This window comes from Paenibacillus glucanolyticus NBRC 15330 (genome assembly GCF_004000885.1).
Taxonomy (GTDB): domain Bacteria; phylum Bacillota; class Bacilli; order Paenibacillales; family Paenibacillaceae; genus Paenibacillus_AQ; species Paenibacillus_AQ glucanolyticus.
The window spans coordinates 149,065-174,108 of sequence record NZ_BIMC01000006.1 but is presented as its reverse complement, the minus strand read 5'-3'; the positions used below and the strand labels follow the sequence as shown (position 1 = coordinate 174,108).

Below are 25,044 nucleotides of genomic sequence, written 5' to 3'. Positions count from 1 at the left end.
TACCGTTCATTTAATCCAGATCATCCTATAAGGAGTGACTTCATCTATCATGCCATTACATAAAACAAGCAAAGCATTCACCTTGTGCCTGCTCACCGCCTCCATCCTGGGCACATCCCTGATCCCTGACGGAAAAGCGTACGCTTCTCCCCCGGATGCCATCCAAGGACAGGTTACAGAAGTTAAGACTGCCCGAACATCGGATGAAAAAATAGCCGAGTGGGGGAACTGGGCCAAGGACCACGCATACCGCTTGGATACGATACAGCCCGCGGGTACGAACAACGGAACCACTCCGTTCAAGGATCTGGCCATGCTGAAGCCTTTGCTGCACGACAAACGCTTTGTATTCCTGGGGGAGAGTTCCCACGGCGTTGCCGAGTTCAATCTTGCAAAAACCCGATTGATTCAGTTCCTTCATCAAGAGATGGGATACCATGTGCTGGCTTTTGAGAGCGGTCTCGGAAATACCTCTCTCGCATACGGCAAAGCTGGACAACAGAGCGCAGAGCAAACCATGAAAGATTCCATCTTCGGCGTCTGGTGGTCCAAGGAAATCATGCCATTGTTCGAATATATCAAAACCTCCCGAAAGAGCGAGCAGCCGCTCGTATTGACAGGTTTTGATATACAGTTGCAAAATCCTTTGTTTGACGGAGCGTGGCTGAAGGATAAGGTTATGGCTGGGCGTCTTGCGGAAGCGGAGCAGAAACTCTCCGGCTACTCCGCTGGTACAGATCTTGCAGCTTACCGCCAAGAGAAGAAGCAGCTCATTCAAGTTTATAAGGACGCTCTGAAATCTTTGAAAACAGAGGCTAACGAGGCTCATCTGAAGCTGCTTTATCCGGATAACCCTAAGCTGACCACGCTGCTGGAGAGAAGCTTGAACGACCGGATTCGGGTTGCTGAGGAGTATGTGGAAATCTCCATCGAGTCTACGCTTGGCATGGAAAGCGGCGACTATACCCCGTTCCTTAAATCGATGGAATGGCGAGATCAAGCGATGTTGGATAACCTCATGTGGCAGGCTACCGAAGTGTACCCTACCGAGAAATTCATCGTCTGGGGACATAACGATCACATCCGTAAGGCTCAGACCGAAGTGATGGGCTCTCCGTATCCGGTTGCATTAATGGGAGAACAACTATCCGATGAGATGAAAAAATACAGTTATGTCCTTGGACTGTACCCGGCCAGCGGGCAAACCGCGGATAACATGGGCAATGTGCATGACGTTCTGCCGGCAGAGCCTGGTTCCATGGAATCCATTCTGTCAGCTGCAGGCGCACCATATACCTTCATAGATCTGCGTTACAGAAACCATGAGGCCGGAAACTCATGGATGTTCGAACCGCGGTTTGCCTACAGCTGGGGCATGATTCCAGAGAGCTTCGTGCCCCGTGATCAATACGACGGCATTCTGCTTATTGATAACGTGAAGCCGCCGGAGTATATAAGATCATCCGCTTCGTCGAAGTCTTCCGCACCTGCTGAGGATTAATATGCAGTCACCCTTATTATTCTAGTTATCTCTGGTGTTAAACCATTGCGTGCAATATCCCCCAACTGTCCTTTTTCCACAGGGTTCAAAGAGATCCATGACTCTGGAAACAGGACAGACAAGGGGATGTTTTTGCGTTATTTTATTGTATCGTAATGTTTCCCGAGCCGGTTTTGATCTTCACTTTATAGGTGCCATCTCCTGACCGGCCCTCGGTCTTGCGATTGCTTTCACTTCTGTCCTCCAAAGGGAGAGAGACAGACCGGCGTCCGCTCCCCGATTGCAAGAGCCATTCGGCATTCGGGGTTTCTTCTCCCAGCTTCAGGTTGACGTTTCCGCTTTTGACCGTCACATCCACATCATGATCGATACTCGTAAAGGCCAGCGAGATGTTACCGCTCTTTCCTTTTAATTGCAGGATCTGGCTTTGCAATCCGGTACCCGTTACATTGCCGGAAGAGCCCTCTATCTGAACTTTACCTGCATAATCCTGCGGAATTCGAACCTTTAGCTGCGGCATCCTGCCGATATTCAACATACGGGTGATGTCATTGTCTAAATGGATCTTTACTTGGTTGTCGGCCTGATCCACAACGGCCTTCGCGGGTTTGTTATGGCTGAGCAGCGAAACTTCCAATGCTTCCACGTCCGCTGTCTCCACATGCAAGCTTGTGCTGCCATGCTCAATCTCGACTACTTCAATTTGCTGTAGAGATACAATCTGGGTATCTTCACTTGCACCGTTTGAACTGCATGCACTGAGCAGAAACAAACTCAGGACCCCTAATATCGCAACTGTATATCGTTTCATCTCTATCTCCACCCCTTATCAACGTTGATGCCATTATATTAGGTGACGTTACGTCATCTTCAAGCATTTTTTTCTTCCCTTCAAAAAACACAAAAAAAACACCGCCTCATAGCGGTGTCTCCTCCCGTGCAAGAATGGAGCTTATTCGGGTTAGCGCTTGTCTAATATAAATCGAACATATTCACTTCATAACCCTGGGCCTTCAGGTAATTGAACATCTGAGCCCGGTGGTGCTGGGCGTGCGTAACGATTTCAATCAGCCACTTGGCTTGCGTGGAGCCATGCTCCAAGTAGAAGGGCTTGGTTTTTTTCTGCATAAACTCTTCATCTGTCAACCCGCTCATATACGACTTTACATCCGCAAGTCCCCTGTTCATCCAAACCATAAGCTTGTCCTTGTCCCCGCCGTCAGCGGCAATACTCGCTTCAAGCTCTCGAATCTGCTCTTCACTATTCTCCTGCAAAATCAATAAATCGGCAGCAGGCACGGATACGAGATGGTGCACCAGTTCTTGAAGCGACCTCATATTATGAGCCGGCTTGTAATCCCAATCCTCTGCCGAAATTTTGGCAATCAGATTGGAGGTTGTCTTCACGATGTGCTCCAGTTCCTCGAACAGCAGCTGCTTCATTTCCTTTAAATCACTCATTTGTCTTCACTCCTCTTTCTTATTTGGGGTTAGGGGAACATCTAGGTTCTAACATGAGTATAGAGTATAATAGTGACAACTATTGTCATAGTTATCAAAGAATACGGAGCTGATATTATGTCCAAATCCAAACGTCTCATGGAACTGATGATGACCGTAAACCGGATGCGGAAATTTACCGTGCGACAGCTGGCTGATCAATTCGATGTGTCTCCCCGTACGATACTGCGAGATCTTCAGGAACTGAGCGAGCTTGGAGTACCGCTGTATTCGGAGGTAGGTCCGCACGGCGGGTACCAGGTGTTGAAGGAGCGGATCCTTCCTCCGATTGCCTTCAGCGAGGAAGAAGCCGTTGCGATGTTTTTTGCCAGTCACGCCTTGCGCCACTATCTATTTCTTCCCTTCGAGGCCGAGTCTTCTACCGCACTTCAGAAATTTTATTATTATATGCCGGGTGACGTCCGGGACCGCATTGACCAGATGAAGAACCGGGTGGATTTTCTAACGCACACAAGACAGCAGAAAGCCGAATATCTTGGAGTTCTGCTGGAAGCATCCGTGGATCAGCGGGTGGTTACGATGCAATATGAAACGAAAAACGGCTATTCGGAGCGAACCATCCAGCCCGTAGGCATCTATGCCAGCAACGGCTTCTGGTATTGCCCCGCATATTGTTTTCTACGCAGGGACTTTCGTCTGTTCCGTTGTGACCGAATGCAATCCGTCGCTAATGATTCAACCGGAATCGAGCCGCTCGACCACCGTCATATCCACCTTGGAAACTGGGAGGAACATGGGTCAGAGAAGCCTGTGTATATCCGGATGATTGTCGATCTGAGCAGGGAAGGCGTTCGGCGCTGCGAGTCCGAATTATGGCATGTTCCTCATATGGATATAACGCCGGATGGAAGCGGACAGCTTAACCAGAACGTCCCCAGCAGCGAGCTTATGTATTTTGCCAAATTTTTTATCGGCTTAGGGAATGAAGCTACCGTGAAGGAGCCGAGTGAACTGGTGGAGTGCATGAAGGGGATATTGAACGAGATTATGGCGAAGTATGACTAGAGGAATGGATGAATGTTGGTAAACCAGCCTCATAAATAAAAAAAACGGCAGCAGCTTGTTCACCATCCATCCCAAGGTTCTGCAGAAGCCGCTACCGGCAGAGTCTGCCTATGCTTAGACTGTTGACTGTTCGTCCATTCAACACGGTGAAGCGCAGCAAGCGCGGACTCACGGTCCTTGAGAAAAGTGTTCATTTCTTACGGGCCCATCATTAGATATCCTAAGAAGGTATAGATAAAATAAGATAATAGCGCAAGCACGTTGCAAGCGATTAATAGGAGGTCCCTGTTCGAATCGGTTCTCCCGTAGGAACGTATGGATAATACGATACCGAATGGCGGGATAACGACAGTAGAAACAAGGCCGTAATAGTGAAACCCGTGCCCGTCACGGACAAACAGAACCTCTATGATGAATAAGATAACAGGCAAAATGAATGTACAGGTGGAAACTTTACGTGCAGCGGAAACTTTCCGATTCAGTGTGATAACCTCCTTTTGCTTCGCTGTGATAAGGATCGAACCATGAGAACATCATATAACTCCTATGTTATTCCCTATTCTAAACTATCCCCGCACGGAGGTCATGCATAAACTTTCAAGCGTATATTCGTGCAGAACAACAACAATCCCCGCCAAAGCAAACACCCAAGTGTTCATGTCTGCTTGGCAGGGAATGGTTCAGTTCTTTGTCTCTACTTAATTAAATCCGTCAGCCCTCCGCACGATATACCGAATGACCGCCTTTGACGGTCTCCAGTACGCGAAGGCTCCCCTCGCGCTTCTCGAGCAGCACGAAATCGGCCCTTGCTCCTCTCTTCAACCCATCATAATCCGCCAGCCCCATCGCCTGCGCCGGCAGCATTGAAGCCATATCCCAAGCTTCGGGGAATGAACACAGTCCCGACTCCGCCAGCCTCTGCACCGCTTCGAGAAGCATCATGGCTGAACCGGCCAGCAGTTCAGGCTTGCGGGCAAGATGCAATCGGCCTTCCGGCGTTAAGATGACGTCGCCACCGATATGGGTCTCGTATTCTCCTGGCGGCATCCCGCTTAAATAGACGGCATCACTTACGAGCAGAGTTTTGGTCAACTTGGCGCGGAGAATCACCTTGATGACCGAATCCGGCAGATGATAACCGTCCGCGATCATACCTGCCCATAACTGATCTTGCGCAAGCTGCTCCCATATGTAATTCGGATGGCGCGGCAGCGTCAGATGCGCACCATTGCCGAGATGAGTAGACATGGTCGCTCCAGCAGCCACCGCTTCCCGGATTTGCGCAGGCGTAGCGGCGGTATGACCGATGGATACAACGATTCCCGATGAAACGCACTTTCGGATAAAATCCGCAGCATTCGGCCACTCCGGCGATAACGTGAGGATACGAATCCGGTTCCCCGAAGCTGCCTGCCATCTTGTAAACAGTCCCCAATCGGGAGCCTTGATAAACCGGGAATCATGCGCTCCCCGGGGCCCTTCCTCCGATGAAATGAACGGTCCTTCCACATGAACCCCGCCAATGGTTGAACCGACCCTTTCATCCTCCAGGCAAGCCGCGTCGATAACACGAAGGATTTGTTCGATTTCATCATCGCCGTTGGTAATGACGGTTGGGTAATACAGCGTTACGCCCTTCTCCCATAAACGCCGGGTTACCTGAATGACCGTATCCGTTGTGAGCGGCAGCGAATTCAAATCATATCCATAACCGCCGTTAATCTGAAGATCGATTAATCCGGGCGCGATCCATATCTTCTCTTCGCCTTCCCCAGGCAGCAGGCTGTCTATTCGGCCATCAGGGCTCCATGTGACCTGAATCCGCTCTTCCGATGCATAATGAAGGCCTGTGCGAACACAACGCTCGCTATCCATTCCGGATATCCCCGTACGAATCCCGATCCACGTACAGCGTGCAATCCGGATGCTGCCGAAGTATACTCGCCGGGCAGGCTTCGCTTATTTCGCCGTACAGCGCCCGTTGTACCGCCGCTCGCTTGCTCGCACCGGGAACAACGCAGAACAACTGGGCACCCGACATTAAAGCCGGGATGGTAAGTGTCAGTGCATATTTCGGGACCTCCTCCAGATTGGCAAAGCAGCCATCGTTCACCTGCTGCTGTCGGCAATCCAGATCCAGCTTGACCTGCTTCACCCATAACGGATCGGCAAAATCAGCCACCGGCGGGTCGTTGAAGGCGATATGCCCATTCTCGCCAATACCCAGAACCACCATATCGATCGGTGACTCGCGAATCAACCGGCCATATCTCTCGCATTCTGCTTCAGGATCATTCATGCCGTCTAGTAGATGCACTTCCCCTGGAGATACCCGATCAAACAAGCTCCGGGAGAGGAAGCTTCCGAATCGCTGAGGCGCAGACCGGGGCAGACCGATGTATTCATCCATATGAAAAGCCGTTACCCGGCTCCAGTCCAATCCCTGCGATTGAACCAGCGCTGCCAGGCATTCATTCTGGGAGGGGGCAGCCGCAAATACGATTCGGATACGCTCCTTCTCAGCCAGAAGGCGCTTCATAGCCGCATGGATATCCGCGGCTGCCGCCTTGCCCATCGCTTCGCGGTGATCATGAACACAGACCCTCAGCCGATCTCTAATCTCTTCCTGAACAGGCTTCATGCCGTGCTGGGACATGTAGATTACCTCCATTCTTACAATGCCGGCGTTCCGGTCTGCAGTTCGATTTCCTTGCGCTGCCGGGACGCTTCATAGGTGCCCAGAATAATCTCCAGTGAGTGTCTGCCTTCCTCCCCGGTAACTACAGGCTCGCGCCCTTCGCGTACGGCATGCGCCATATCCTGAATTTGCAGACGGTGACCGTCAGGTATTACTTTGAACGGCTCGAATTCGGGCAGCTGTACCTGCTCCCCTTCGATCTCCAGGGACACAATCGTATCTTCTTCAATGACGAGCACTCCCTTATCCCCATGGATTACTAGCCGCTGCCCTTTACCGTCGCGGGCCGTTGTTGTTATCTCCAGAACGCCGAGCGCGCCATTCGCAAATTCAAGTGTCGCGATGACCGTATCCTCGACTTCGATATGGCGCAGGACCGCCTTCGCCTTTGCCGATAAGGAGGCAACCGGTCCAACGAGCCATTGCAGCATATCCACGGTGTGAATCCCCTGATTCATCATCGCTCCTCCGCCGTCCATCGCCCAGGTCCCTCTCCAGCCTGCACTGTCATAATAGGCCTGATCACGGTAAAGCATGACATACGCCGAGCATAAACTGAGCTTTCCCAGCCGTCCTTCCGAGATGACCTGACGGGCATATGCTGCCTGCGGAGACATCCGGCGTGGAAAGACGGTGGCGAGCAGCACGTCGTTCGCTGCGCATACCTCAATCATGCGCTCCACATCGTCTAGCCGGATCGCCATCGGCTTCTCCACCAGCACATGTTTGCCCGCCTGCGCAGCCATCGCTGTCTGCTCTGCATGCATGCCGCTTGGCGTGCAGATGCAGACCACCTCCACATCACCGCGCGCAAGCAGCTCTTCCATACTGCCGCATATATCTCCACCATACTTCTCAGTCAGCTTGACGGCTGACTCCCGTTTCGTATCATATACGGCGGCAAGCACCGCTTCCTCCGTATTTAGGATGCCCTGGGCATGAATATCCGCAATAATGCCGCAGCCAATCAAACCGAATCCTACCGGTGACTTTTTCTCTGTCATGTTGTCCGTTCCTCCTCCATTACGTTCTGGTCTGCAAGACTGCGCCTTCCCTATTCCCGGCAGATGATCTGCGCTCCCTCGTCTGCCGCTACAGTAGCCTCCGAAGCAGTGTAAATATCATGATGAGAGATCAAGCCGCGTTCTCCCTCCACCCGATTCAGGAAATCCTGCGCAAGCGAGAACGGCGGCGCCTCCAGCGGCACAGAACGCAGCTCCTGATTGGTGATAACCAGCACAACCTCGTCTCGCGACAATAACGGATCTCCTTCAAGCCGAATTTCCGCGATGCCTGACGTACCCGTAATGAATATTCGGCCATCTCCCCAGGTCCAGCTGCCTGCCGGCGTGTGCCAGTCTGCGTAGAGCTGTGCCGTTATGCCGCCATCCATAAACACCTGAACGCCTGCCGCATCATAGAAGGTCGGGTATTCCGGCAGGATATGCTTCGCCAGATAACCGGATACCGTCTTCACTTCCCGGCCTGTCAGCCATCGCAGCAGATCAAAATCATGAACGAGGAGATCATTCAGAATGCCGCCGGATTGCGTTCTGTCAAAATGCCATGCCGGGCGGGTAACCGGATTCAGCCGATGCGGCTTGCGCATCGAAATATGAACGATATCCCCCAATTCGCCGGACTGGATCAGCCGATGGACAGTATGCATGGAGGAACGAAAGCGCTCGGTCAGCATCATGCCCACCTCGATCCTGCCGCGTTCCAGGACGCCGTGCAGCCGGCTCAGCCCTGCCCGATCCGTCACTGCAGGCTTGTCGATCATAATATGTTTACCGCGCTGCTCGCACAGCTCGATGACGTCAATCTTCTCACGGTTGATCGCCGCGCAGCCGATGACCATCACTTGATCATCGGCGAGCAGCGACTCCCGATCCCCGATCAGCTCCAAACCATACCGCTCGGCAAGTGAAGAGGCTAATACCGTATGGTCCGGTTCATATAACCCAGCGCATTCCCATCCAAGCGCCTGCATCTCCTCAATAAATATGCCGATATGGGCATGCTGGCAGCCGATAATACCAAATTTCCGTCCGTTCCCCATCATCCCGCCGACACCTCCACAGCTTGCAGCCACTCCCTGATGATCCTCAGATCATAAGCGAGCCGTTCCTTCGGCGGATAAGGCGCTGCGCATTCCAGCGTCAGCCAGCCCTTGTAGCCCTGTTCCCGAAGCCCTCGGAGCAGCCCGCTGTGGTCCACTTCCCCTTCACCCAGCCGGCACTGCAGGAAGAATTCTTCCCCGTGACGGGTTACATTCTTGAATGTCCCCGGGGCCCCTCCTTGCCCGATCCGCTTCTCATCCTTGATATGCACATGGAACAGGCGGCTTCCAAGCTGCCGAATCGACTCTTCCCCAAATTCCGTGTCTGTGATGTACATATTCCCCGCGTCATGAATGAGGCCGACATGCTCCTCGCCGATCATATCCAACAATCGCAGGCCGCTATCCGCGGTTTCCACCAGGCTCTGATTGTGAATCTCCAATACGATGCGCTTTCCTGCCGCACGGGCTTCCGCTGCACATCGCCGAATCCAGTAAGCAGCCTTGGCATAATGATAGTCCTCCGCCAGGAATGCATTCGGCCCTCCCTGAAAGATGCGGATCATGTCCGCTTCCAGTTCCACCGCGCGTTCAAGCAGTCCCAGAAACTGATCATAGGCCACGGCACATTCCGCATCTCCGCTTGTCGAGAAATGCCCCATATAACCTGCCAATGCCGGAATCTCCAGACCGTGTCCCTCGGCAATGCTTCTCATCTCGCGGACTCGCGGAAGGGAGCTCTCCGGGCTTAAATGCGGCTCGCGGCTCGCGATTTCGATACCGTCAAAACCAAGCCCAGCCGCAACCTTCATCGCTTCATGAATGCTGTAATCAATGAGTGATCCGCTGAATGCCGCTATTTTCATCTTCTCTTTCACCCTTTCCTCTGTGCCAGACCTTCTCGAATCGTTGAACGAACACTATTATTTAATCCCGGCCATGTTGTGGTTCTGTACAAAATATTTCTCGGCAAACAGGAAGACCAGCAGGATCGGAACCAGGCTGACCAGTGCTGCCGCAATCATAAGCTGCTCATTCCCGGTCCACTGTCCGGATAAGGAGAGAATTCCGATGGGAAGCGTATACTTCTCATTGGAGGTCAAATAAATGACAGGTGTCAGAATCTCGTTCCACTTGCCCATGAACGTAAAGATCGCTAGCGTCGCAAGCGTGGGCCTGGCCATCGGAATAAAAATCCGCATATAAATCTGGAACGGATTGCAGCCCTCCATCTTGGCCGCTTCCTCATACTCTTTAGGTATATTCATGAAAGCCTGCCTCATGAGGAAAATACCAAACGGCTGAGCCAGCCATTCGATGATCCACAGCGGCGTGAGGGTATCCAGCATGTTCAGCTTATTAAAAATAATAAAGTGCGGGATGATGATTACGACCGCCGGAATCATCATCGTGCCGAGCACCAGCACGAACAGCGCGCTTTTCAGCGGAAAGCGCAGTCTCGCAAATGCAAAACCGACCATAGAGCAGGAGATCAGGGCGCCGATAACAGACAATAACGCGACAAAGATGCTGTTTAGCGTATATCCGCCAATGTTCCCCAGCTTGAACACGTCCGCGTAATTGGACCACTGGAACACCTCGGGGATCCAGCGAGGCGGAACCGTTGTATATTCCTTATAGGTTTTAAGTGAATTCATGAGCGCCGACAGAAACGGCACGATCATGATCAGGGAGCTGATCCCGATCAGTACATATCCGAAACTCTTTCCCAGCAGCTTTTTTCTCATTCATGTCCCTCCTTCGCTCTGGCGCTGTTCCCCTGATGCGTTCTCTTGTCAACTCGATCAATCATAATGCACCCACTTCTTCTGGGCTCTAAGCTGTACCAGCGTCAACAGGAACAAAATCATGAACAGCACCCAGGCGATGGCGGAAGCATAACCCATACGCATAAATGTGAAGCCTTCCCGGTATAAATACAGCATCATCACCAGACTGGAGTTGTTCGGACCTCCCGCCGAGCTGATGTCCCCTCTGCCAGTCAACACGTAAATCTGCTCAAACGCTTGGAACGTGGAGATCGTACTCATGATAACAACCAGGAAGGTCGTTGGCGAGATCAACGGCACCGTAATATAGCGGAATTTGCGCAAAGCCCCTGCACCATCTATCTCTGCGGCTTCGTACAAATCCCCGGGAACGCTCTGCAGACCTGCCAGATAAATGACCATGATATAACCGATCCCTTTCCAGACCGCGATGAAAACGAGCAGCGGAATGGCGAGTTTCGGGTCCTGCAGCCAGCCTTGCCCCGCCAGCCCCAGCTTGGCAAGCAGTGTGTTCGCCAGACCGAAGCGAGGGTTAAATACGGCATCAGCAACGTACAGGATGACGGTCCATGAGGATATGACCGGAATAAAGTGGGCCATTCGAAACCATTTAAGCCCTTTCAAGCGCTGGTTCAGCGCTACGGCCAGCACAAGCGCCAGGAAGGTCTGAAGCGGCACGAACAGGACCGCAAAATACAGTGTGTTCCATAACGAACGCCAGAACATCGAGTCGCCAGCCATGCGCCGGAAATTGTCCAGTCCGCTCCACTCGGGCGGATTCAGCATATCGTAATCGGAAAAGCTGAAGTACAGGGATGCAGCGAGAGGACCCGCCACAAAAATAATAAAGTGGAGAAGATAGGGGGAAGCCATAAGCAGCCCCCATCTCCCCTCATGATCCCATTTCCGTTTTCGGGCGGGCTTTCCTTTCGGCATCGGATCGGCTTTGAGTGCTGCATTGTCGTTTAGCATATTGCCCATTTCACTCCCGCCTTTCTTCCAGCCTTGTTCTATTTTTTATAGAAATCATCGAGGACCGCTTGAACAGCTGCGTCCGCATCACTTAAAGCTTGATCGATTCCAGTATCGCCCAGGAAAGCACGCTCCGCATTCTCATTGAATTTGCCGACCCATTCTTCCCACACCGCATTGTTGTCGAGCGTCTGCGCGAACTCCAGACTATCCAGGAATGCCTGGCGGTTAGCCGGCTGTTCTCCGGCCTTCAGGAACACTTCGGATTCCGCTACGGATTTCTTCACCGGCACGGCTTCGCCAAGCTCGGTCCATTGCTTCTGCACCTCGTCCTCCGTAGCCCAGTATTTAATCCATTCCCAGGCAGCCGCCGCTTTTTCCTCACCGGACTTCTGATTAATGACCCATGAATTCGCAATCACCGGAGATACCCGCTTCCCGTCCGGACCCTTAGGCAGGAGCGCTACATCATAATTCAGGCCCGCTTCATTCGCTGCCTGCACCCGGGCGTAAATGCCGATCCGCATGGCAGCCGATCCACTTGGAAATACGGCGGTATTGCTCTGGAAGCTCTTCAGATCTACCGGATCCGTAATGATTCCGCGCTGCATGCCGTCAACCATCCATTCAAACGCCTGCTTGTTCTCGGGTGAATGGATGATGGAGTTCTCCGCCTTCTCATCAAGAGCACCGCCGCCGTAGGATTTCATCACGGAGAACCAGCCTTCGGTAATGCTGAAGAAGGTAAGTCCGAACTGGTTGACACTTGCGGCGTCAAAACCGCTGTCCTCGGCCGTTTTTCCGCCCGCATCCACCGTCAGCTTGGCAGCCGATGATTTCAGGTCCTCCCAGGTCCACTCATCCGAAGGATACGCGACCCCTGCTTTATCAAACAGATCCTTGTTGTAGAACAGAACGCCAACCTGAATGCCCTGCGGTACGCCCCAATAGCGCCCGTCTGCGTCCTTGTTGAAATCGAGACCGTAATATTCATCCGCCTTCAGATCCTTGGCTATCCAATCGGTCAGATCCTTGGCCGCGCCGCGTTGGGCATATTTCATCACGTATACACCGTCGGAGAGCCACACATCCGGTGCTTGACCGGCGGCAATCTGCGTATCCAGCTTCTGATAGAACTGGCCGTAAGGCGCGCTTTGCGTCTTCACCTTAATGTTCGGATGCTGCTTCTCGAACTGTTCGATCAGCTCCTTCATCTTGGCATCGGAGCTGTCGCTGGAATAATATCCGAGCAGGATTTCGACTTTCTTCCCATCGTCGCCTCCGGTACCGGGAGCCGATGTCCCGCTTTTTCCTTCACTGCCACTGCTGCAACCGCTAGCAATCATGGATATCAGCAATAAGGCCGTTAACCAGCTGTAGAACCCTTTTCTCTTTTTCACAAATCCTCGCCCCCTGATTCAATTGAAATGGATTAATGAGATTGTAGTTGATAAGTATCGGCAGCGCCCATGTGCTTTCTTAGCCCACTTGTGATTTCTTGCTGCGGCATCATGTATTTTTATTTACAACTTGTGTTTTTTTGCTACAATGTTCCTTACATTCCCTACTTCAATGCCAGGAAGGCGGAAGAACGATGAACATCCAAGGAATATCCATCGGTAATCTGACCATTAATCAACGCTTGTTCGTTCTGATCATCCTCTTCATCGGCCTTCCTTTCTTTCTGCTGGGCAGCTTCTGGTACCAGTCTTCTACTGAGGCGATTGAACAGTTTGCCGCTGGCGCGAACAAACGCATTATCGAGCAAACGAATGTGTCTCTGGATTCCTACATATCCAATCTGGAGAATTCCACCTATCCCTTTATCCATAACCCGCAGATCCAGCAATTTCTCTCGACCAGCCAGCTCACACCGTATGCCTACTTTCAGCTTGCCACTAAAGTGGAGAACGACTTGTTCGCCCAGATGATTTACGGCCGGTCCGACATCATTGGCATCTCGCTTGTCGCCGATAACAAGCGGCAAATCACCGATTACGAAAGTGCGCCCGGACTGCTTGATATGAGTGAAATCCGCAAACGCAATCTATCCTTCCAGGCACAACTGGACCAATTCAGCGATTTCCAGATCATCGGCCTCAGCCGGGTAGGAAAAACCCCTGCCCTTACCGTAGCACGAAAGCTGTACGACAACTCCTCATTTCTCTATAAAGGCCTGTTGATTGTTGATCTTAACCTGAAGCAAATCGGGGCAATCTGCTCCAACGATTCACTGGGCGGCTTTGACGTCTGGATTATGGGCAGAGGCGGACAGGTCATCTACCATCCAGACTCGAATCTGGTTGGGTCCATCGTCGAACAGGGGCTGTTTGCACGTATTCAGAACCAGAACTCTTCCTTCTTCCGTCATCAAGACGCAGCCTCCAGCACTGAAAAAATGGTTCTGCATGAACGCTCTCAGATCACCGGCTGGACGGTCGTCGCCGACCTGCCGCTGAACAACCTTATCGGCGGATTGATCACCCAGCGCAATTACTCGCTTGCCGCCGCAGCTATGCTTATGATTATTGCATTGGCGCTTGTAGGCGGTTTCTCCTTATCCTTGACAAGGCCGCTCTCCATGCTGCAAAAATTAATGGCGCGTGTTGAGCGGGGCGATTTTGTTCTTCCTACCAAAATGAACCGGTTCCGCAACCATGAAATGACTGCCGTATTCCAGAGTTTCTACAGCATGACGGGAGAATTGAAGCGGCTCATCCGGGAGGTTCACGATTCCCGGCTGAAGGAACGGGAGCTTATGATCAGGCAGAAGGAATCCGAGCTCCGCTCCATGCAATCCCACATCAATCCGCATTTCTTGTACAATTCACTGGAGATTATTAATTCATATGCCATCGCGGATGATCATATGGATATCAGCCGCATGACGCGGGCGCTTGCCCACATGTTCCGTTACAATATCGGCCATGCCGGATCGGTTGTGCCGCTCCGGGAGGAGATGAGGCATGTCCAGTTTTATCTGGATCTTCAAAGTGCCCGGTTCCGCAAACTGCAGATCGATATAGATGTGGATGAACAAGACTTGGATCGCGTGAAGGCCGTCAGGCTCACGCTGCAGCCGATCATAGAGAATGTGTTCATCCACGGATACCGCGGTAAGAAACCCCGCTACCTCGGGATTAGCACCCGTGCGGAGGGACACTATTTTGCCGTCGTGATTCAAGATAAGGGGATTGGGATGAATGCGGAGAAGAGACGGCATATAAGAGGCATCCTGCAAACTCCCGAGAATCCGGAAGACGAATTACGGAGCAACGAGGGGGAGGAACCCACCAGCGGAATCGGTCTCCTGAACGTCCATCAACGACTGCAGCTTACCTTCGGTGCGGAATATGGCTTGCACCTTGTGCAGTCCGTGCCTGATGAAGGCACCCGGTTTGAAGTCAGGCTGCCATATATGACTAGCGAGGAGGCACATCATGTACCGGTTAATGATGATTGACGACGAATATGCCATTCATTTGAGTATGCGAAAGCTTGTCGAAAGGTCCGGTCTCCAGGTTGAGATCACGGGAGAGGCGGAAGACGGGGCTGAGGCGCTTCAGATGCTCGAGGACAGCCGGCCGGATCTGATCGTAACCGACATTTGCATGCCTGAAATGGACGGACTGGAATTTATCCGCCGGGTCAGAGAAACTCATGCACACATGCAGTTCATTATTTTGTCCGGTCACGATAATTTCGAATTTGCACGTCAGGCCATACGCTACGGCGTGTCGGATTTCCTGCTGAAGCCCATCGATCCGGAACAGTTCCATACGACACTTAAACGTGCCTGCAAGGAACTCGATAACCGAAAGGCGAGTTTCTCCCGGCAAACGGAATGGACGCTTGCACAGCAGCGATACAAAACCAGGCTTGCTGAGCTGCTGTGGTCTGTTGAGGAACAGGATGCCTTGGAACTAACCGATGAAATGGTCACCCATTTTGAAACGATGGGACCTGTTGGAGTCAGCTTATCACAGTATGCCCCTATGCTGATGCAGGAGTTGCTGTCTGCGCTTGAAGAACGCGGCCTGGTGCTGGGTATGACAATCGGCGAGCACCCGTGGTCGCAGGATGACCGTGCTGCCTGCCGCCGTCAAATGACAGAGAAGATTCAGGAAATGCTTGAGTTAATTAAGGGCTCCAGAAATCTTGGCGCTCACCACAATATTGTGAAAGCCAAGCGATACATTGAGGAGAACTACGCGATGGAGGATTTGTCCTTGCAGGAGGTGGCAGACTCACTGGGGATGTCGGTGACGTATTTAAGCCGTACCTTCAAGAATGAAACAAATATGAACTTTGTGAAATACCTGGTCCAGATCCGTATGGAAAAAGCGAGGGAACTGCTTGCGGAGCCTGAGCTATCCGCTCAGGAAACGGCCTATCGTGTCGGCTTCTCGGACTATGTCCATTTCAGCAAAACATTTAAAAAATATCATGGCCTTACACCATCCGAATACCGAAAACAATGTAAGGCCATGAATGGAGGAAAATGAGACGGCGGGTGCTTCTTCAGCTTGTTCTCCCGTTCATCCATCTTTCAGCCCTGACAAGAAGCTGCTCAACAAACGCATTCTTCTCGTCGGAATATTGGAGCAGGCTCCGGGCCCCTTGTGAAACGATCCTTCGTTTGATCTCGCTGACTAACGCCTGCTGTTCATCGATAAACCATTCCGCCCACTGCTCATCATAGGACTCCAAATGAATGGCCTCATCAATCGTCATGATGGACCCTCCTGAAAGCGCTGTAAGTGTGTGCCAGGAATTTCGATCCCAAACCGTATGGACTGCTCCAAAAACGCATAGGCATTGCTTCAGATCATATCCTGTGACTCTATCATGCCCTTCATCGTTTGAGTTGGCAAGAGCCCATGTTCTATCCGTTATTGTTCACGCGTGTCTTAATATCGACTCTCCACAATGGCCGGTGCAAGTAACTGGTCCGCATACCTGTGAGCCTCTGCCTGAAGTACTTCGTCACTTATCCGATCGACGTTATACGCCACGAATGCAGGCAGATAATTCACTTTGCACCGGTTCAACGTGGCTTGAATCGGACGCAGCAGTTCACTGGCGGTATACCAATTGTCGCCACCTGCACGATACCCTTGTTCCAAGCCTGCCGCCGTGGTCGCCAGCATAAATTCCTTCCCCCTCAGACTGTTGCCTTCCGGTCCGAACGCCCACCCGAAGGTGAGCACGTCATCGAACCATTTCTTCAGCAGGGGCGGGCAGCTGTACCAGTAAAACGGAAATTGGAACACCACCCGATCATACTGGAGAATAAGCTGCTGCTCCCGCTCGATATCAATATTCCAGTCCGGATACTCCTTATAAAGATCCCGAATATCTACATTTCCATTTGTATTCTGCTTGGCTTGCTGCATCAAGGCGCGATTGGCACGCGAGTTCTCTAGATTCGGATGAGCCACAATCACCATAATTTTCATAATCAGTTCTCCTGTCCGGTTTGGTTTGTTTGACACCCCCATTATGTTTCGGATTGGCAGCTTTGAAAAGTACGCTCTTTTTATGTACTTAGTCCGGTTCATCGTACATATTCATGCCATGCATAGTACGAAAAAACGTACTAAGTATGATAAAGAATAGTACTGGGTTTAAACCGGATACTATGCTAAAGTATCAACCATCAAGCCTATCCAATGATCAAATACGGACTTCCGCTGGGAGATGAGAATATGAGAACAACGAGTCATGAGGAGTTTAAAACCAAAGGCATACTGACCACGCTGCAATTAATAGGCGGCAAGTGGAAGCCGCTGATTCTGTTTATACTGCTGCAGGACGGAACCAAGCGGTTCGGAGAGCTCAGGCGTATGCTTCCAGGCGTTACCCAAGGCATGCTTACGAATCAGCTTCGTGAACTGGAACAGGATGGGCTCATTGTACGCAAGGTATATCAGGAGATTCCGCCCAAGGTGGAGTACTCCATCTCCGACCATGGGAAAACCTTGGACAGCGTTCTGGCAGACATGTGCACCTGGGGATTTCAGCATTTGGATTATATCGGCCGTGTAAACCGGCAAAGGGATGACAGCCATGAGAAAAATGCGGGCGGACTGTAAACGCAGCCCCCTTACATGCGAGATGGACTCCATCTTGGCATAGGGAGGGAATGGAGAATGGATAAAGCCGGTCCCGAAGGGAGCGGCTTTATCTGCTGTTTCAAGAGCAGATATTCAAAAAATTTTTTTCTTCCAAGTATTGCTTTATATATCGTTACGATATATATTTATGTCGTAACGATATATAATTGGAGGAACTCAGATGTATGAGCTTTTTGTATTAGGTGAATTGGTGACAGGTGATAAGCACGGATACATGCTTCAGGAAATTCTTAAAAATGCGGGCGGACCCTACCGCCAGATCAGTTCCGGCACGCTGTACCCTCTGCTCTCCCGCATGGTGGATAACGGATGGATCCATCTTAAGCTCGACGAAACCGGCGGAGGGAAGCGCCCCCGAAAAATCTATCAGATCACCGATGCCGGGCAGCAAAAATTCCTGGAGCTCATGGAGAAGCCGCTGGAATTCAACATGGATACGGAGCACCATTTCCATTTCAAAATGGTGTATTTCCGGTATGTTCCGAAGGAAATCCGATTGGCCTGCCTGGAGCAGTATTTGACTTATCTCGAAACCAATCTGAAACATGTGACGGAATTTGAAGCCGAGATCACGTTTTACAAGCCTGAGCCTGAGAAGCAGCGGCTTCAATTGATGAGAGTACTGGATCATCGGAGGCAAATGGGGCTAACGAATATTGAGTGGATCAGACAAGAAATCGAGGCTGTTAAATCCACCGAAGAATAGGGGTCAGCCTTAGCAGAAATTCAATATGAGGAGGAATAAGGAATGGAACGTTTATGGACGAAGTCGTTCATTCAGATGACAATCGGGATGTTATTTCTGTTTACGGGCTTCTATCTGCTGCTGCCCACGCTCCCCCTCTATATCAAGCACTTGGGCGGCTCGGAATCCCAGGTTGGATTGGCGGCCGGTGCGTTCACGCTGACGGCGGTTGTCTTTCGCCCGATTGTCGGGGGACTAGTGGACCGGTACGGCAGAAGGATATTTTATATTTGGGGCCTTCTATTGTTTGTCCTCTCGATGTATCTCTACGATTGGGTTGGCAGCATCCTGCTGCTGCTTGCGCTGCGAATCCTGCACGGTGCGAGTTGGGCTTTCTCGACAACCGCCATCGGAACGGTCATTACGGATTTAATCCCGGCCTCCCGACGCGGGGAAGGCATGGGGTGGTATGGAATGGCAATGACGGTTGCGATGGCGATCGGCCCCTTACTGGGCACGTATATCGTGGGTGGATATTCCTTTCGGACCTTGTTCCTGATTGCGGCCGGGCTATCCCTCATCGCGCTCATATTGGCCTATATGACCAGGGTTCCTTATGAAGCTAAACCCAGTGCTGGGCGGATTCAACTGGTCGAGAAATCCGTTCTTCCTGTCACGGCTGCAATCTTTTTCCTGGCTGTCGCATATGGCGGAATCACAACCTTTCTCCCGCTGTTTGCAGATTCCATCCGGGTCAATCCGGGAACTTTTTTCCTCGTATATGCAATCGCACTTACCCTGATTCGGCCCTTTGCCGGGAAGCTGTCAGACCGTTTCGGAGAAGCATTCATCATCATTCCATCCCTTATTATCACGGCGGCAGCCCTGGTTGTCTTAAGTTTGTCAAGCGGATTACCTGGACTGGTTACAGCCGCAATCCTGTACGGTATCGGCTTCGGCTCGGCCCAGCCTGCACTTCAAGCAGCCACGCTCCGCATTGCTCCAGCGCATCGAAGAGGTGCAGCCAACGCCTCTTTCATGACGGCTTTCGATCTTGGTATCGGACTAGGCGCCATCCTCCTGGGCCTGGTATCCGAGCATATAGGCTATACGTATCTGTTCTCCGTAACCGCAGCCTCTGTCGTCGTTTCCTTGGCGATTTTCACAATCTTTGTGAGACGACTGCTCAAGCCTACAGACGTGGAAAAAACCTAAGGGTGCCGCGCCCGTTCATTCTCTCTTGTACCCGTAACCTCCGCACCCGCTTCCGAATAGGCTAACATAACTCATGTTAGATTGGAGCGATTGTACGCATGGCTCAATATGTACCACCGGTGAATATCCATACCCTCACGCATACGGCGCCCGGCCTTGTTATTCATTATCCGCAAGTATACGGCCTCGCGAATCGGCAGGTGGAGGACGTTATCAACCGGACTATACTGCAGCAAATCCAGGATATGCAGCATGCCCAGCAGCAGGTCCAGACGGGAACCCATCCGCAGACTACCGGAACTTTTGAGATTAAAACGAATGAGCGCGGCATTCTTAGCCTTGTTCTGACCAACTACACCTACTCCGAGCCTATGGCCCACGGTTATACGGTGACAAGAGCACTTACCTTCTCCACATTCACTGGAAAATCCTATGCCTTATCCGACCTGTTCCGTCCGGACTCCAATTATCAAGCCGTATTGGCGGCCGAGGTGAACCGTCAAATCAAGGCACGCAACCTTCCTGTACTGGAGGGCACCCCGATTACCGTGTCCCCGAATCAGGACTTCTATCTGGCCGATAAATCACTGGTCCTCTTCTATCCGCTTTATGCCATCACGCCTTACTACGTCGGTTTTCCGATGTTCCCGATCTCGGTCTACGACCTGTTGGGCATGGCACCTGAGAACGGATTGTTATCGGATCTTGCGGCGGATGTGGTGTAACAATAGCGATCTGCACAGCACAATCGGGAGCAAGTCAAAAAAACAAACCCGAATCCCTGGCACCTTACACCAGAGTCTCGGGTTTGTCTGTTATCATCTCATGGTCGTTCGCTTTCGCTGCTTACACCATGATTTTGCAAATGTCATTCGTGAATTCCACCGGATCGGCAATCGGCAAGCCTTCGATCAGCAGCGCCTGATTATAGAGCAGATTCGTGTACAGCTTCAGCTTGTCCTGATCCCCCTGCAGTGCTTTCAGGGATGTAAACACCTCGTGGTTTGTGTTGATCTCCAGCACCTTGTCTGCCTGGATATCCTGTCCGTTCGGCATTGCCTTCAATATTTTCTCCATCTCAATGGATACATCGCCCTCTGTGGACAGGCATACCGGATGGGATTTCAGGCGTTTGGAGGCTTTAACGGATTTCACCTTGCCAGCCAAGAGGCCGCCCATGGCTTCAAAGAGCTCCTTGTTGTCGCTTTCTTCAGCTTCGTTCTCTTGCTTGTCGGCCTCTGAATCAATGCCAAGATCCCCGCTCGATACCGATTTGAATTCCTTCTCCTTGTATTTCATGAGCATCTTGATGGCAAACTCATCCACATCGTCGGTGAAGTACAGAATTTCATAGCCTTTATCCAGCACCATTTCCGTCTGCGGAAGCTTCTCGATCCGGTCAATGGAATCGCCGGACGCATAATAGATATATTTTTGATCCTCCGGCATTCTCGATACATACTCATCCAGCGAGACCAGCTTCTTCTCTTGGGAAGACGTGAACAGCAGCAGATCCTGAAGATCTTCCTTGTTCATGCCGTAGTCATTGTAGACGCCGAATTTCAAGCCTCTGCCAAAAGATTCAAAGAATTTCTCATAATTCTCTCTCTCGTCTTTCAGCATGCTTTGCAGCGCGCCCTTCACCTTGTTCTTGATGTTCTTCGCAATCAGTGTCAGCTGACGATCATGCTGGAGCATCTCGCGGGAGATGTTCAGAGATAGATCCTCCGAATCGACCATCCCCTTCACGAAGCTGAAATAATCCGGCAGCAGGTCGCCGCACTTGTCCATGATCAGGACACCATTGGAATAGAGCTCAAGCCCCTTCTCGTATTCCTTGGTGTAATAATCGAAAGGCGTATTCTCGGGAATAAACAAAATCGCATTGTATACAACGGCACCGTCCGCTTTGACATGGATGTGCTTCAGCGGTTTATCGAAGCCGTAACGCTTCTCGTTGTAGAAATTCTCATAATCGGCGTCCGTCAGCTCGCCCTTGTTCTTGCGCCAGATCGGCACCATGCTGTTGATGGTCTGCTCTTCCTGAACTTCCTCGAACTCGTTCTCGGCATCCTCCTTAGGACGCTGCGTTTTCACGTCCATCTTGATCGGATAGCGGATGAAGTCGGAGTACTTCTTAACGATGGCTCTCAGGCGGTATTCTTCCAAATATTCATCATACTGATCGTCTTCCGTATTCTCTTTGATCTTCAGCACGATCTCGGTTCCGATGGATTCCTTCTCAGCCGGTGTTAGGGTATACCCTTCCGCACCTTCGGATTCCCACTTGAACGCTTCGTCGCTGCCGAGGGCTCGGCTTGTCACGGTAACCACATCAGCAACCATGAACGCGGAATAGAAGCCGACACCGAATTGGCCAATGATGTTGTGGCCGTCCTTCGCTTCATTCTCGCTCTTGAACGCAAGGGATCCGCTCTTCGCGATGACGCCGAGGTTGTTCTCCAGGTCTTCCTTCGTCATTCCGATCCCTGTATCGGTAATGGTCAGTGTGCGGCTTGCTTTATCTGCGGTAATCTTAACGTAGTAATCTTCTTTGTTAAAGGTCAAGTTGTCGTCGGTCAGAGCTTTATAATAAATCTTGTCAATCGCGTCGCTGGCATTTGAAATCAGCTCACGCAGAAAAATTTCACGCTGCGTATAGATGGAATTGATCATCATCTCGAGCAGCCGTTTGGACTCAGCTTTAAACTGTTTTTTCGCCATGAAAAAATCTCCCTTCCAATCTGAACGAGGTTTCATTTAGCACTCTAGTCAGAAGAGTGCTAACACTTCTTCTATTTAAACATGTACCAATTTTTGATGTCAATATATTTGGAGACTTTCTGCGGAACAAAATAGGAACACGGCAGCCGATCAGCATAACACCGGACTTCTATGTGAATATCGGGAATAACCCTGTAAGCGTAAAAAGGCCGCCTGAAAAGGTCAATTCGACCCTTTAGACAGCCTCTTCTTATTCACGGCTCCATACTGCTGCTTAATCTCTTGGATAGGACCGGACGAATCCACCACACGTAATACAGACCGCAGAGCAGCAGCACCCCGGCTGTGGCCAGGAAGGGGAGCCGGTAATCCTGCCGGGCCAGGATCAGGCCGGAAACCAGCGTTGCCCCGGACGATCCTAAACTCCGGAATACCGATCTCATGCCGGCATACAGATTCCGCTCCTGTTCATGAAACGCAGACATCAGCAGACTGTCCAGCAGATTGGACAGCATGGTCACACCTCCGCCCCGAAGCAGGAACAGTGCTACAAACAGCCACACGGGCAGGATCATGGATAAAGCGGCAAACAGCAAAATATTAACGATGAATACCGAAAGAACACGTAAATAGGTAACCATAATAAACAGCTGCCTCTGGACAGCTGCTCGAACTCACTTTTTTTGCAAAAGGATCCGTTTGCCTCGCAATCAAAAATCGCCGACACGCATCGCATCGACGATTATCCGTATACATAGGTTTCCTGCTCAACCGGTTACACCGGATTAGAGCATTCTTCTTCCCATCATGATGATGGTTTCCAGTAGTGACTTCCATTTTCCATCGGCTTTACGCGCAGCCACTGTTGCGTGGTCTGTCGTCTTGCGTGTAAGACTCCATTTTGTTGCCAGCTGGCATCGTTCCACTTCCTGACGGAGGTCGAGAATATGCTGCTTGGCAATATCTTCATTATTAATATTCATGGTTCATTCCTCTTCTCTTTATAACGATAACATTCCGACATTACCAATACCCGCAAGCTCCTCTTCCGTCCCCTTCACTATAATACTGCCATTGTTCACTCTAAGGTAAGGGTACAAAATGCCTTTAATTCTTTTTTCCCCGACAACCACATCTCCGAAGAGATCCAGCGATGAGATCGAATGTTTAATATCGTCCTCCGTTACATCGTCATCAAGAATGAATGTTCCATCTACAATAAAGGTTGCTGACTGTTCCAAAGCCAACAGCTGATCCTTCGACCAAGTCTCCTCACCGCTAACGAAAATAAAAGACTGCTCATAACTTAAAATTTCGGTATTCAGATTCGGGCAGCGTTCCCATATCAAATCCTCGATATCCTCGCTGCATATGATGAATGACGTGGACTGTATCTCTGATATAGCACGGCTGAAGGCATCACGAGTCACATCAGCCTCCATAATGATCGGCTGTTTGGTGTAGAACTTGTGGCCGTTGAATCGGCGAATGGTTCTTGCGTTTAGTCTCAATGGCTTGGTTACATATTCGAAGCCTGTCGGGATAACCTCCAAGGAACCATTGATCGCCTTCGCTTTATCATAGAAATATGGGGATTGGCTCTCATGAATAACCGCTTTGCCGTTCATACGAAGACTGTCAATCCCGGCTGCAAAACGCTCCATATCCAGGTCCTTATCCAGCTCCAGCACTCCGCTCATTACCAGACTGATGGGGTCGGTGATGGAGGCCAGATAGGCATTGTTCAGTTTCAGTTTTCCCGACTCGAATCTGGGCTCATACTGATAGGCGTAAATCTCCGCGCTGGCTCCTCCAACTTTAAGAAGCGCTGAGGTAACGACACCCGCCAGATGCTGGGGAGTATACACCTCGCCGTTGACCACCAGATGAAGCTTACCGCTCTGGAACGCCTCGAAGGAGACTTCTTTGTCGATGATAACCGTGCCATTAACAAATACACGATCCGGGTGATCCAGCTGCTTAAAATATTCCTCATTCAGTCGCAGCGTCCCGTTGTAATAACGGTGACCTGCCGGAATTTCAAGCGTTTTGCCGATATTGCCTGCATTCTTCAGCATCGTCAGGAGGTGCGCCGTTTCTGCCCGGTATATGACGATGCCCACGTTGCCGATCCGTTCAATGCTTTTTACACTTTCCTCCGTTGCCTGTGTCAAATCCAGCATGCCTACATTTCCAATCATTTTGCTCATTTCATATCTTCCTCCCATATTTTTCTTAATTTCTTGATGGCGGTTTGCAATTTGTAACGAACCGTTGCTGCGGGCATTCCGAGTTGTTCTCCAATTTCCTGGCTGGACATTCCGAGCCAAAAACGTTTAAATACGATGTCGCTTTGTGATTGCGGCAAGCGGGCAAGCCACTCGGTCGTCTCTATATTGCGGCTTGAAACGGGAAGCACCGCTGCATCCAGATCATCCTCCCACGATACAAGCCGCTTCTCCCGTCGGCTAATATCGATCATGCGATTTTTGATGACTCTGAAGAACCAGGCCTTTTGCTTATGAAGGGGCAGGTCCGCCAGATTTGGTTCCTTGAGGGCCTTCATAAAGGCATCCTGAACCAGATCGTCTGCTTCATAAGCGTGCTTGGCGATGGATCTGGCATAACGTGTTACGTCGTCCTTCAGGCTTTCATAGAGATCACATACTTCCATTAGCCAACCTCTCACTTTTCGAATTGTCTTTCTTGTTAATATAACGTTTGGGCAAAAGAA

The 25,044-nt window shown here is 51.0% G+C and carries 25 protein-coding genes; 8 read left to right on the top strand and 17 right to left on the bottom strand.

The features are described from left to right. Window positions 1-49: 49 nt before the first annotated feature. Window positions 50-1,501: an erythromycin esterase family protein gene (locus PGL02S_RS12215; protein ID WP_063455987.1), complete on the top strand. Its 1,452-nt coding sequence runs from the start codon at window positions 50-52 to the stop codon at window positions 1,499-1,501. A gap of 142 nt (window positions 1,502-1,643) precedes the next feature. Here the strand turns inward: PGL02S_RS12215 and PGL02S_RS12210 are convergent, their stop codons facing one another. Both PGL02S_RS12210 and PGL02S_RS12205 read right to left on the bottom strand, forming a co-directional pair. After that, window positions 1,644-2,312 (bottom strand): DUF4097 family beta strand repeat-containing protein, encoded by a 669-nt coding sequence (locus tag PGL02S_RS12210; RefSeq protein WP_036641067.1) that lies wholly within the window; start codon window positions 2,310-2,312, stop codon window positions 1,644-1,646. Between the two features lie 161 nt (window positions 2,313-2,473). Then, window positions 2,474-2,962 carry a DinB family protein gene (locus tag PGL02S_RS12205; RefSeq protein WP_036641064.1) on the bottom strand — a complete coding sequence of 163 codons (489 nt, stop codon included), beginning with the start codon at window positions 2,960-2,962 and terminating at the stop codon, window positions 2,474-2,476. 117 nt (window positions 2,963-3,079) lie between these two features. On the opposite strand from PGL02S_RS12205, the gene PGL02S_RS12200 reads away from it, so the two are divergent. Beyond that, window positions 3,080-4,027, top strand: a complete 948-nt coding sequence (locus PGL02S_RS12200) for a helix-turn-helix transcriptional regulator (protein WP_036641061.1) — start codon at window positions 3,080-3,082, stop codon at window positions 4,025-4,027. 711 nt (window positions 4,028-4,738) lie between these two features. Here PGL02S_RS12200 and PGL02S_RS12195 read toward each other — a convergent pair. From PGL02S_RS12195 to PGL02S_RS12160, 8 genes are read right to left on the bottom strand one after another with little or no spacing between them, the layout of a single operon-like run. Further along, the gene (locus tag PGL02S_RS12195; protein ID WP_036641058.1) at window positions 4,739-5,902 is read right to left on the bottom strand and encodes an N-acetylglucosamine-6-phosphate deacetylase; all 1,164 of its coding nucleotides are present in this window, start codon (window positions 5,900-5,902) and stop codon (window positions 4,739-4,741) included. Next, entirely contained in the window at window positions 5,895-6,683 is a 789-nt protein-coding gene (locus PGL02S_RS12190; protein WP_006208498.1) for a glucosamine-6-phosphate deaminase, read from the bottom strand. Before PGL02S_RS12190 ends, PGL02S_RS12195 begins: the two co-directional genes overlap by 8 nt. A gap of 17 nt (window positions 6,684-6,700) precedes the next feature. Continuing rightward, complete coding sequence (locus tag PGL02S_RS12185; protein WP_036641055.1) at window positions 6,701-7,729, bottom strand: Gfo/Idh/MocA family protein; 1,029 nt, start codon at window positions 7,727-7,729, stop codon at window positions 6,701-6,703. Window positions 7,730-7,779: 50 nt separating this feature from the next. Next, the gene (locus PGL02S_RS12180; RefSeq protein ID WP_006208496.1) at window positions 7,780-8,790 is read right to left on the bottom strand and encodes a Gfo/Idh/MocA family protein; all 1,011 of its coding nucleotides are present in this window, start codon (window positions 8,788-8,790) and stop codon (window positions 7,780-7,782) included. Continuing rightward, window positions 8,787-9,653, bottom strand: coding sequence for a sugar phosphate isomerase/epimerase family protein (locus tag PGL02S_RS12175; protein WP_036641053.1), 867 nt, complete (start codon window positions 9,651-9,653; stop codon window positions 8,787-8,789). Before PGL02S_RS12175 ends, PGL02S_RS12180 begins: the two co-directional genes overlap by 4 nt. 57 nt (window positions 9,654-9,710) lie before the next feature. After that, on the bottom strand, window positions 9,711-10,535 hold the full coding sequence (locus PGL02S_RS12170; RefSeq protein ID WP_006208494.1) for a carbohydrate ABC transporter permease: 825 nt from the start codon (window positions 10,533-10,535) through the stop codon (window positions 9,711-9,713). Window positions 10,536-10,592: 57 nt separating this feature from the next. Next, entirely contained in the window at window positions 10,593-11,558 is a 966-nt protein-coding gene (locus PGL02S_RS12165) for a carbohydrate ABC transporter permease (RefSeq protein WP_006208493.1), read from the bottom strand. A 29-nt stretch (window positions 11,559-11,587) separates the two neighbouring features. Further along, complete coding sequence (locus PGL02S_RS12160; protein WP_036641049.1) at window positions 11,588-12,949, bottom strand: ABC transporter substrate-binding protein; 1,362 nt, start codon at window positions 12,947-12,949, stop codon at window positions 11,588-11,590. Window positions 12,950-13,143: 194 nt separating this feature from the next. Here PGL02S_RS12160 and PGL02S_RS12155 point away from each other — a divergent pair, with 194 nt between their 5' ends. Further along, entirely contained in the window at window positions 13,144-15,012 is a 1,869-nt protein-coding gene (locus tag PGL02S_RS12155; protein WP_036641048.1) for a sensor histidine kinase, read from the top strand. Next, the gene (locus PGL02S_RS12150) at window positions 14,990-16,054 is read left to right on the top strand and encodes a response regulator transcription factor (RefSeq protein ID WP_036641046.1); all 1,065 of its coding nucleotides are present in this window, start codon (window positions 14,990-14,992) and stop codon (window positions 16,052-16,054) included. Before PGL02S_RS12155 ends, PGL02S_RS12150 begins: the two co-directional genes overlap by 23 nt. Before the next feature lie 16 nt (window positions 16,055-16,070). Here the strand turns inward: PGL02S_RS12150 and PGL02S_RS12145 are convergent, their stop codons facing one another. Both PGL02S_RS12145 and PGL02S_RS12140 read right to left on the bottom strand, forming a co-directional pair. Next, window positions 16,071-16,283 (bottom strand): hypothetical protein, encoded by a 213-nt coding sequence (locus tag PGL02S_RS12145; RefSeq protein ID WP_036641043.1) that lies wholly within the window; start codon window positions 16,281-16,283, stop codon window positions 16,071-16,073. Window positions 16,284-16,459: 176 nt separating this feature from the next. Continuing rightward, a complete protein-coding gene (locus PGL02S_RS12140) occupies window positions 16,460-17,008 on the bottom strand; it encodes an NAD(P)H-dependent oxidoreductase (protein ID WP_036641041.1) in 549 nt (182 codons plus the stop codon). Between the two features lie 249 nt (window positions 17,009-17,257). Between PGL02S_RS12140 and PGL02S_RS12135 the strand changes: the two genes are divergently transcribed. The 4 genes from PGL02S_RS12135 (at window position 17,258) to PGL02S_RS12120 (ending at window position 20,311) form a co-directional block, all read left to right on the top strand. After that, on the top strand, window positions 17,258-17,644 hold the full coding sequence (locus PGL02S_RS12135) for a winged helix-turn-helix transcriptional regulator (RefSeq protein ID WP_036641039.1): 387 nt from the start codon (window positions 17,258-17,260) through the stop codon (window positions 17,642-17,644). 202 nt (window positions 17,645-17,846) lie between these two features. Continuing rightward, window positions 17,847-18,392: a PadR family transcriptional regulator gene (locus PGL02S_RS12130; RefSeq protein WP_036641037.1), complete on the top strand. Its 546-nt coding sequence runs from the start codon at window positions 17,847-17,849 to the stop codon at window positions 18,390-18,392. A gap of 42 nt (window positions 18,393-18,434) precedes the next feature. Then, entirely contained in the window at window positions 18,435-19,586 is a 1,152-nt protein-coding gene (locus tag PGL02S_RS12125; RefSeq protein WP_036641033.1) for an MFS transporter, read from the top strand. Window positions 19,587-19,684: 98 nt separating this feature from the next. Continuing rightward, the gene (locus tag PGL02S_RS12120; RefSeq protein WP_036641031.1) at window positions 19,685-20,311 is read left to right on the top strand and encodes a DUF3298 and DUF4163 domain-containing protein; all 627 of its coding nucleotides are present in this window, start codon (window positions 19,685-19,687) and stop codon (window positions 20,309-20,311) included. Window positions 20,312-20,432: 121 nt separating this feature from the next. On the opposite strand, the gene htpG is transcribed toward PGL02S_RS12120, so the two are convergent. The 5 genes from htpG to PGL02S_RS12095 form a co-directional block, all read right to left on the bottom strand. Beyond that, on the bottom strand, window positions 20,433-22,310 hold the full coding sequence (gene htpG / locus PGL02S_RS12115; protein ID WP_036641029.1) for a molecular chaperone HtpG: 1,878 nt from the start codon (window positions 22,308-22,310) through the stop codon (window positions 20,433-20,435). Window positions 22,311-22,564: 254 nt separating this feature from the next. Further along, window positions 22,565-22,951 (bottom strand): MFS transporter, encoded by a 387-nt coding sequence (locus PGL02S_RS12110; protein ID WP_036641026.1) that lies wholly within the window; start codon window positions 22,949-22,951, stop codon window positions 22,565-22,567. 144 nt (window positions 22,952-23,095) lie between these two features. After that, window positions 23,096-23,293, bottom strand: coding sequence for a hypothetical protein (locus PGL02S_RS12105; protein WP_006208479.1), 198 nt, complete (start codon window positions 23,291-23,293; stop codon window positions 23,096-23,098). An 18-nt stretch (window positions 23,294-23,311) separates the two neighbouring features. Then, window positions 23,312-24,520: a hypothetical protein gene (locus PGL02S_RS12100; RefSeq protein WP_036641023.1), complete on the bottom strand. Its 1,209-nt coding sequence runs from the start codon at window positions 24,518-24,520 to the stop codon at window positions 23,312-23,314. Then, window positions 24,517-24,984, bottom strand: coding sequence for an RNA polymerase sigma factor (locus tag PGL02S_RS12095; RefSeq protein ID WP_006208477.1), 468 nt, complete (start codon window positions 24,982-24,984; stop codon window positions 24,517-24,519). Before PGL02S_RS12095 ends, PGL02S_RS12100 begins: the two co-directional genes overlap by 4 nt. Window positions 24,985-25,044 lie beyond the last annotated feature (60 nt).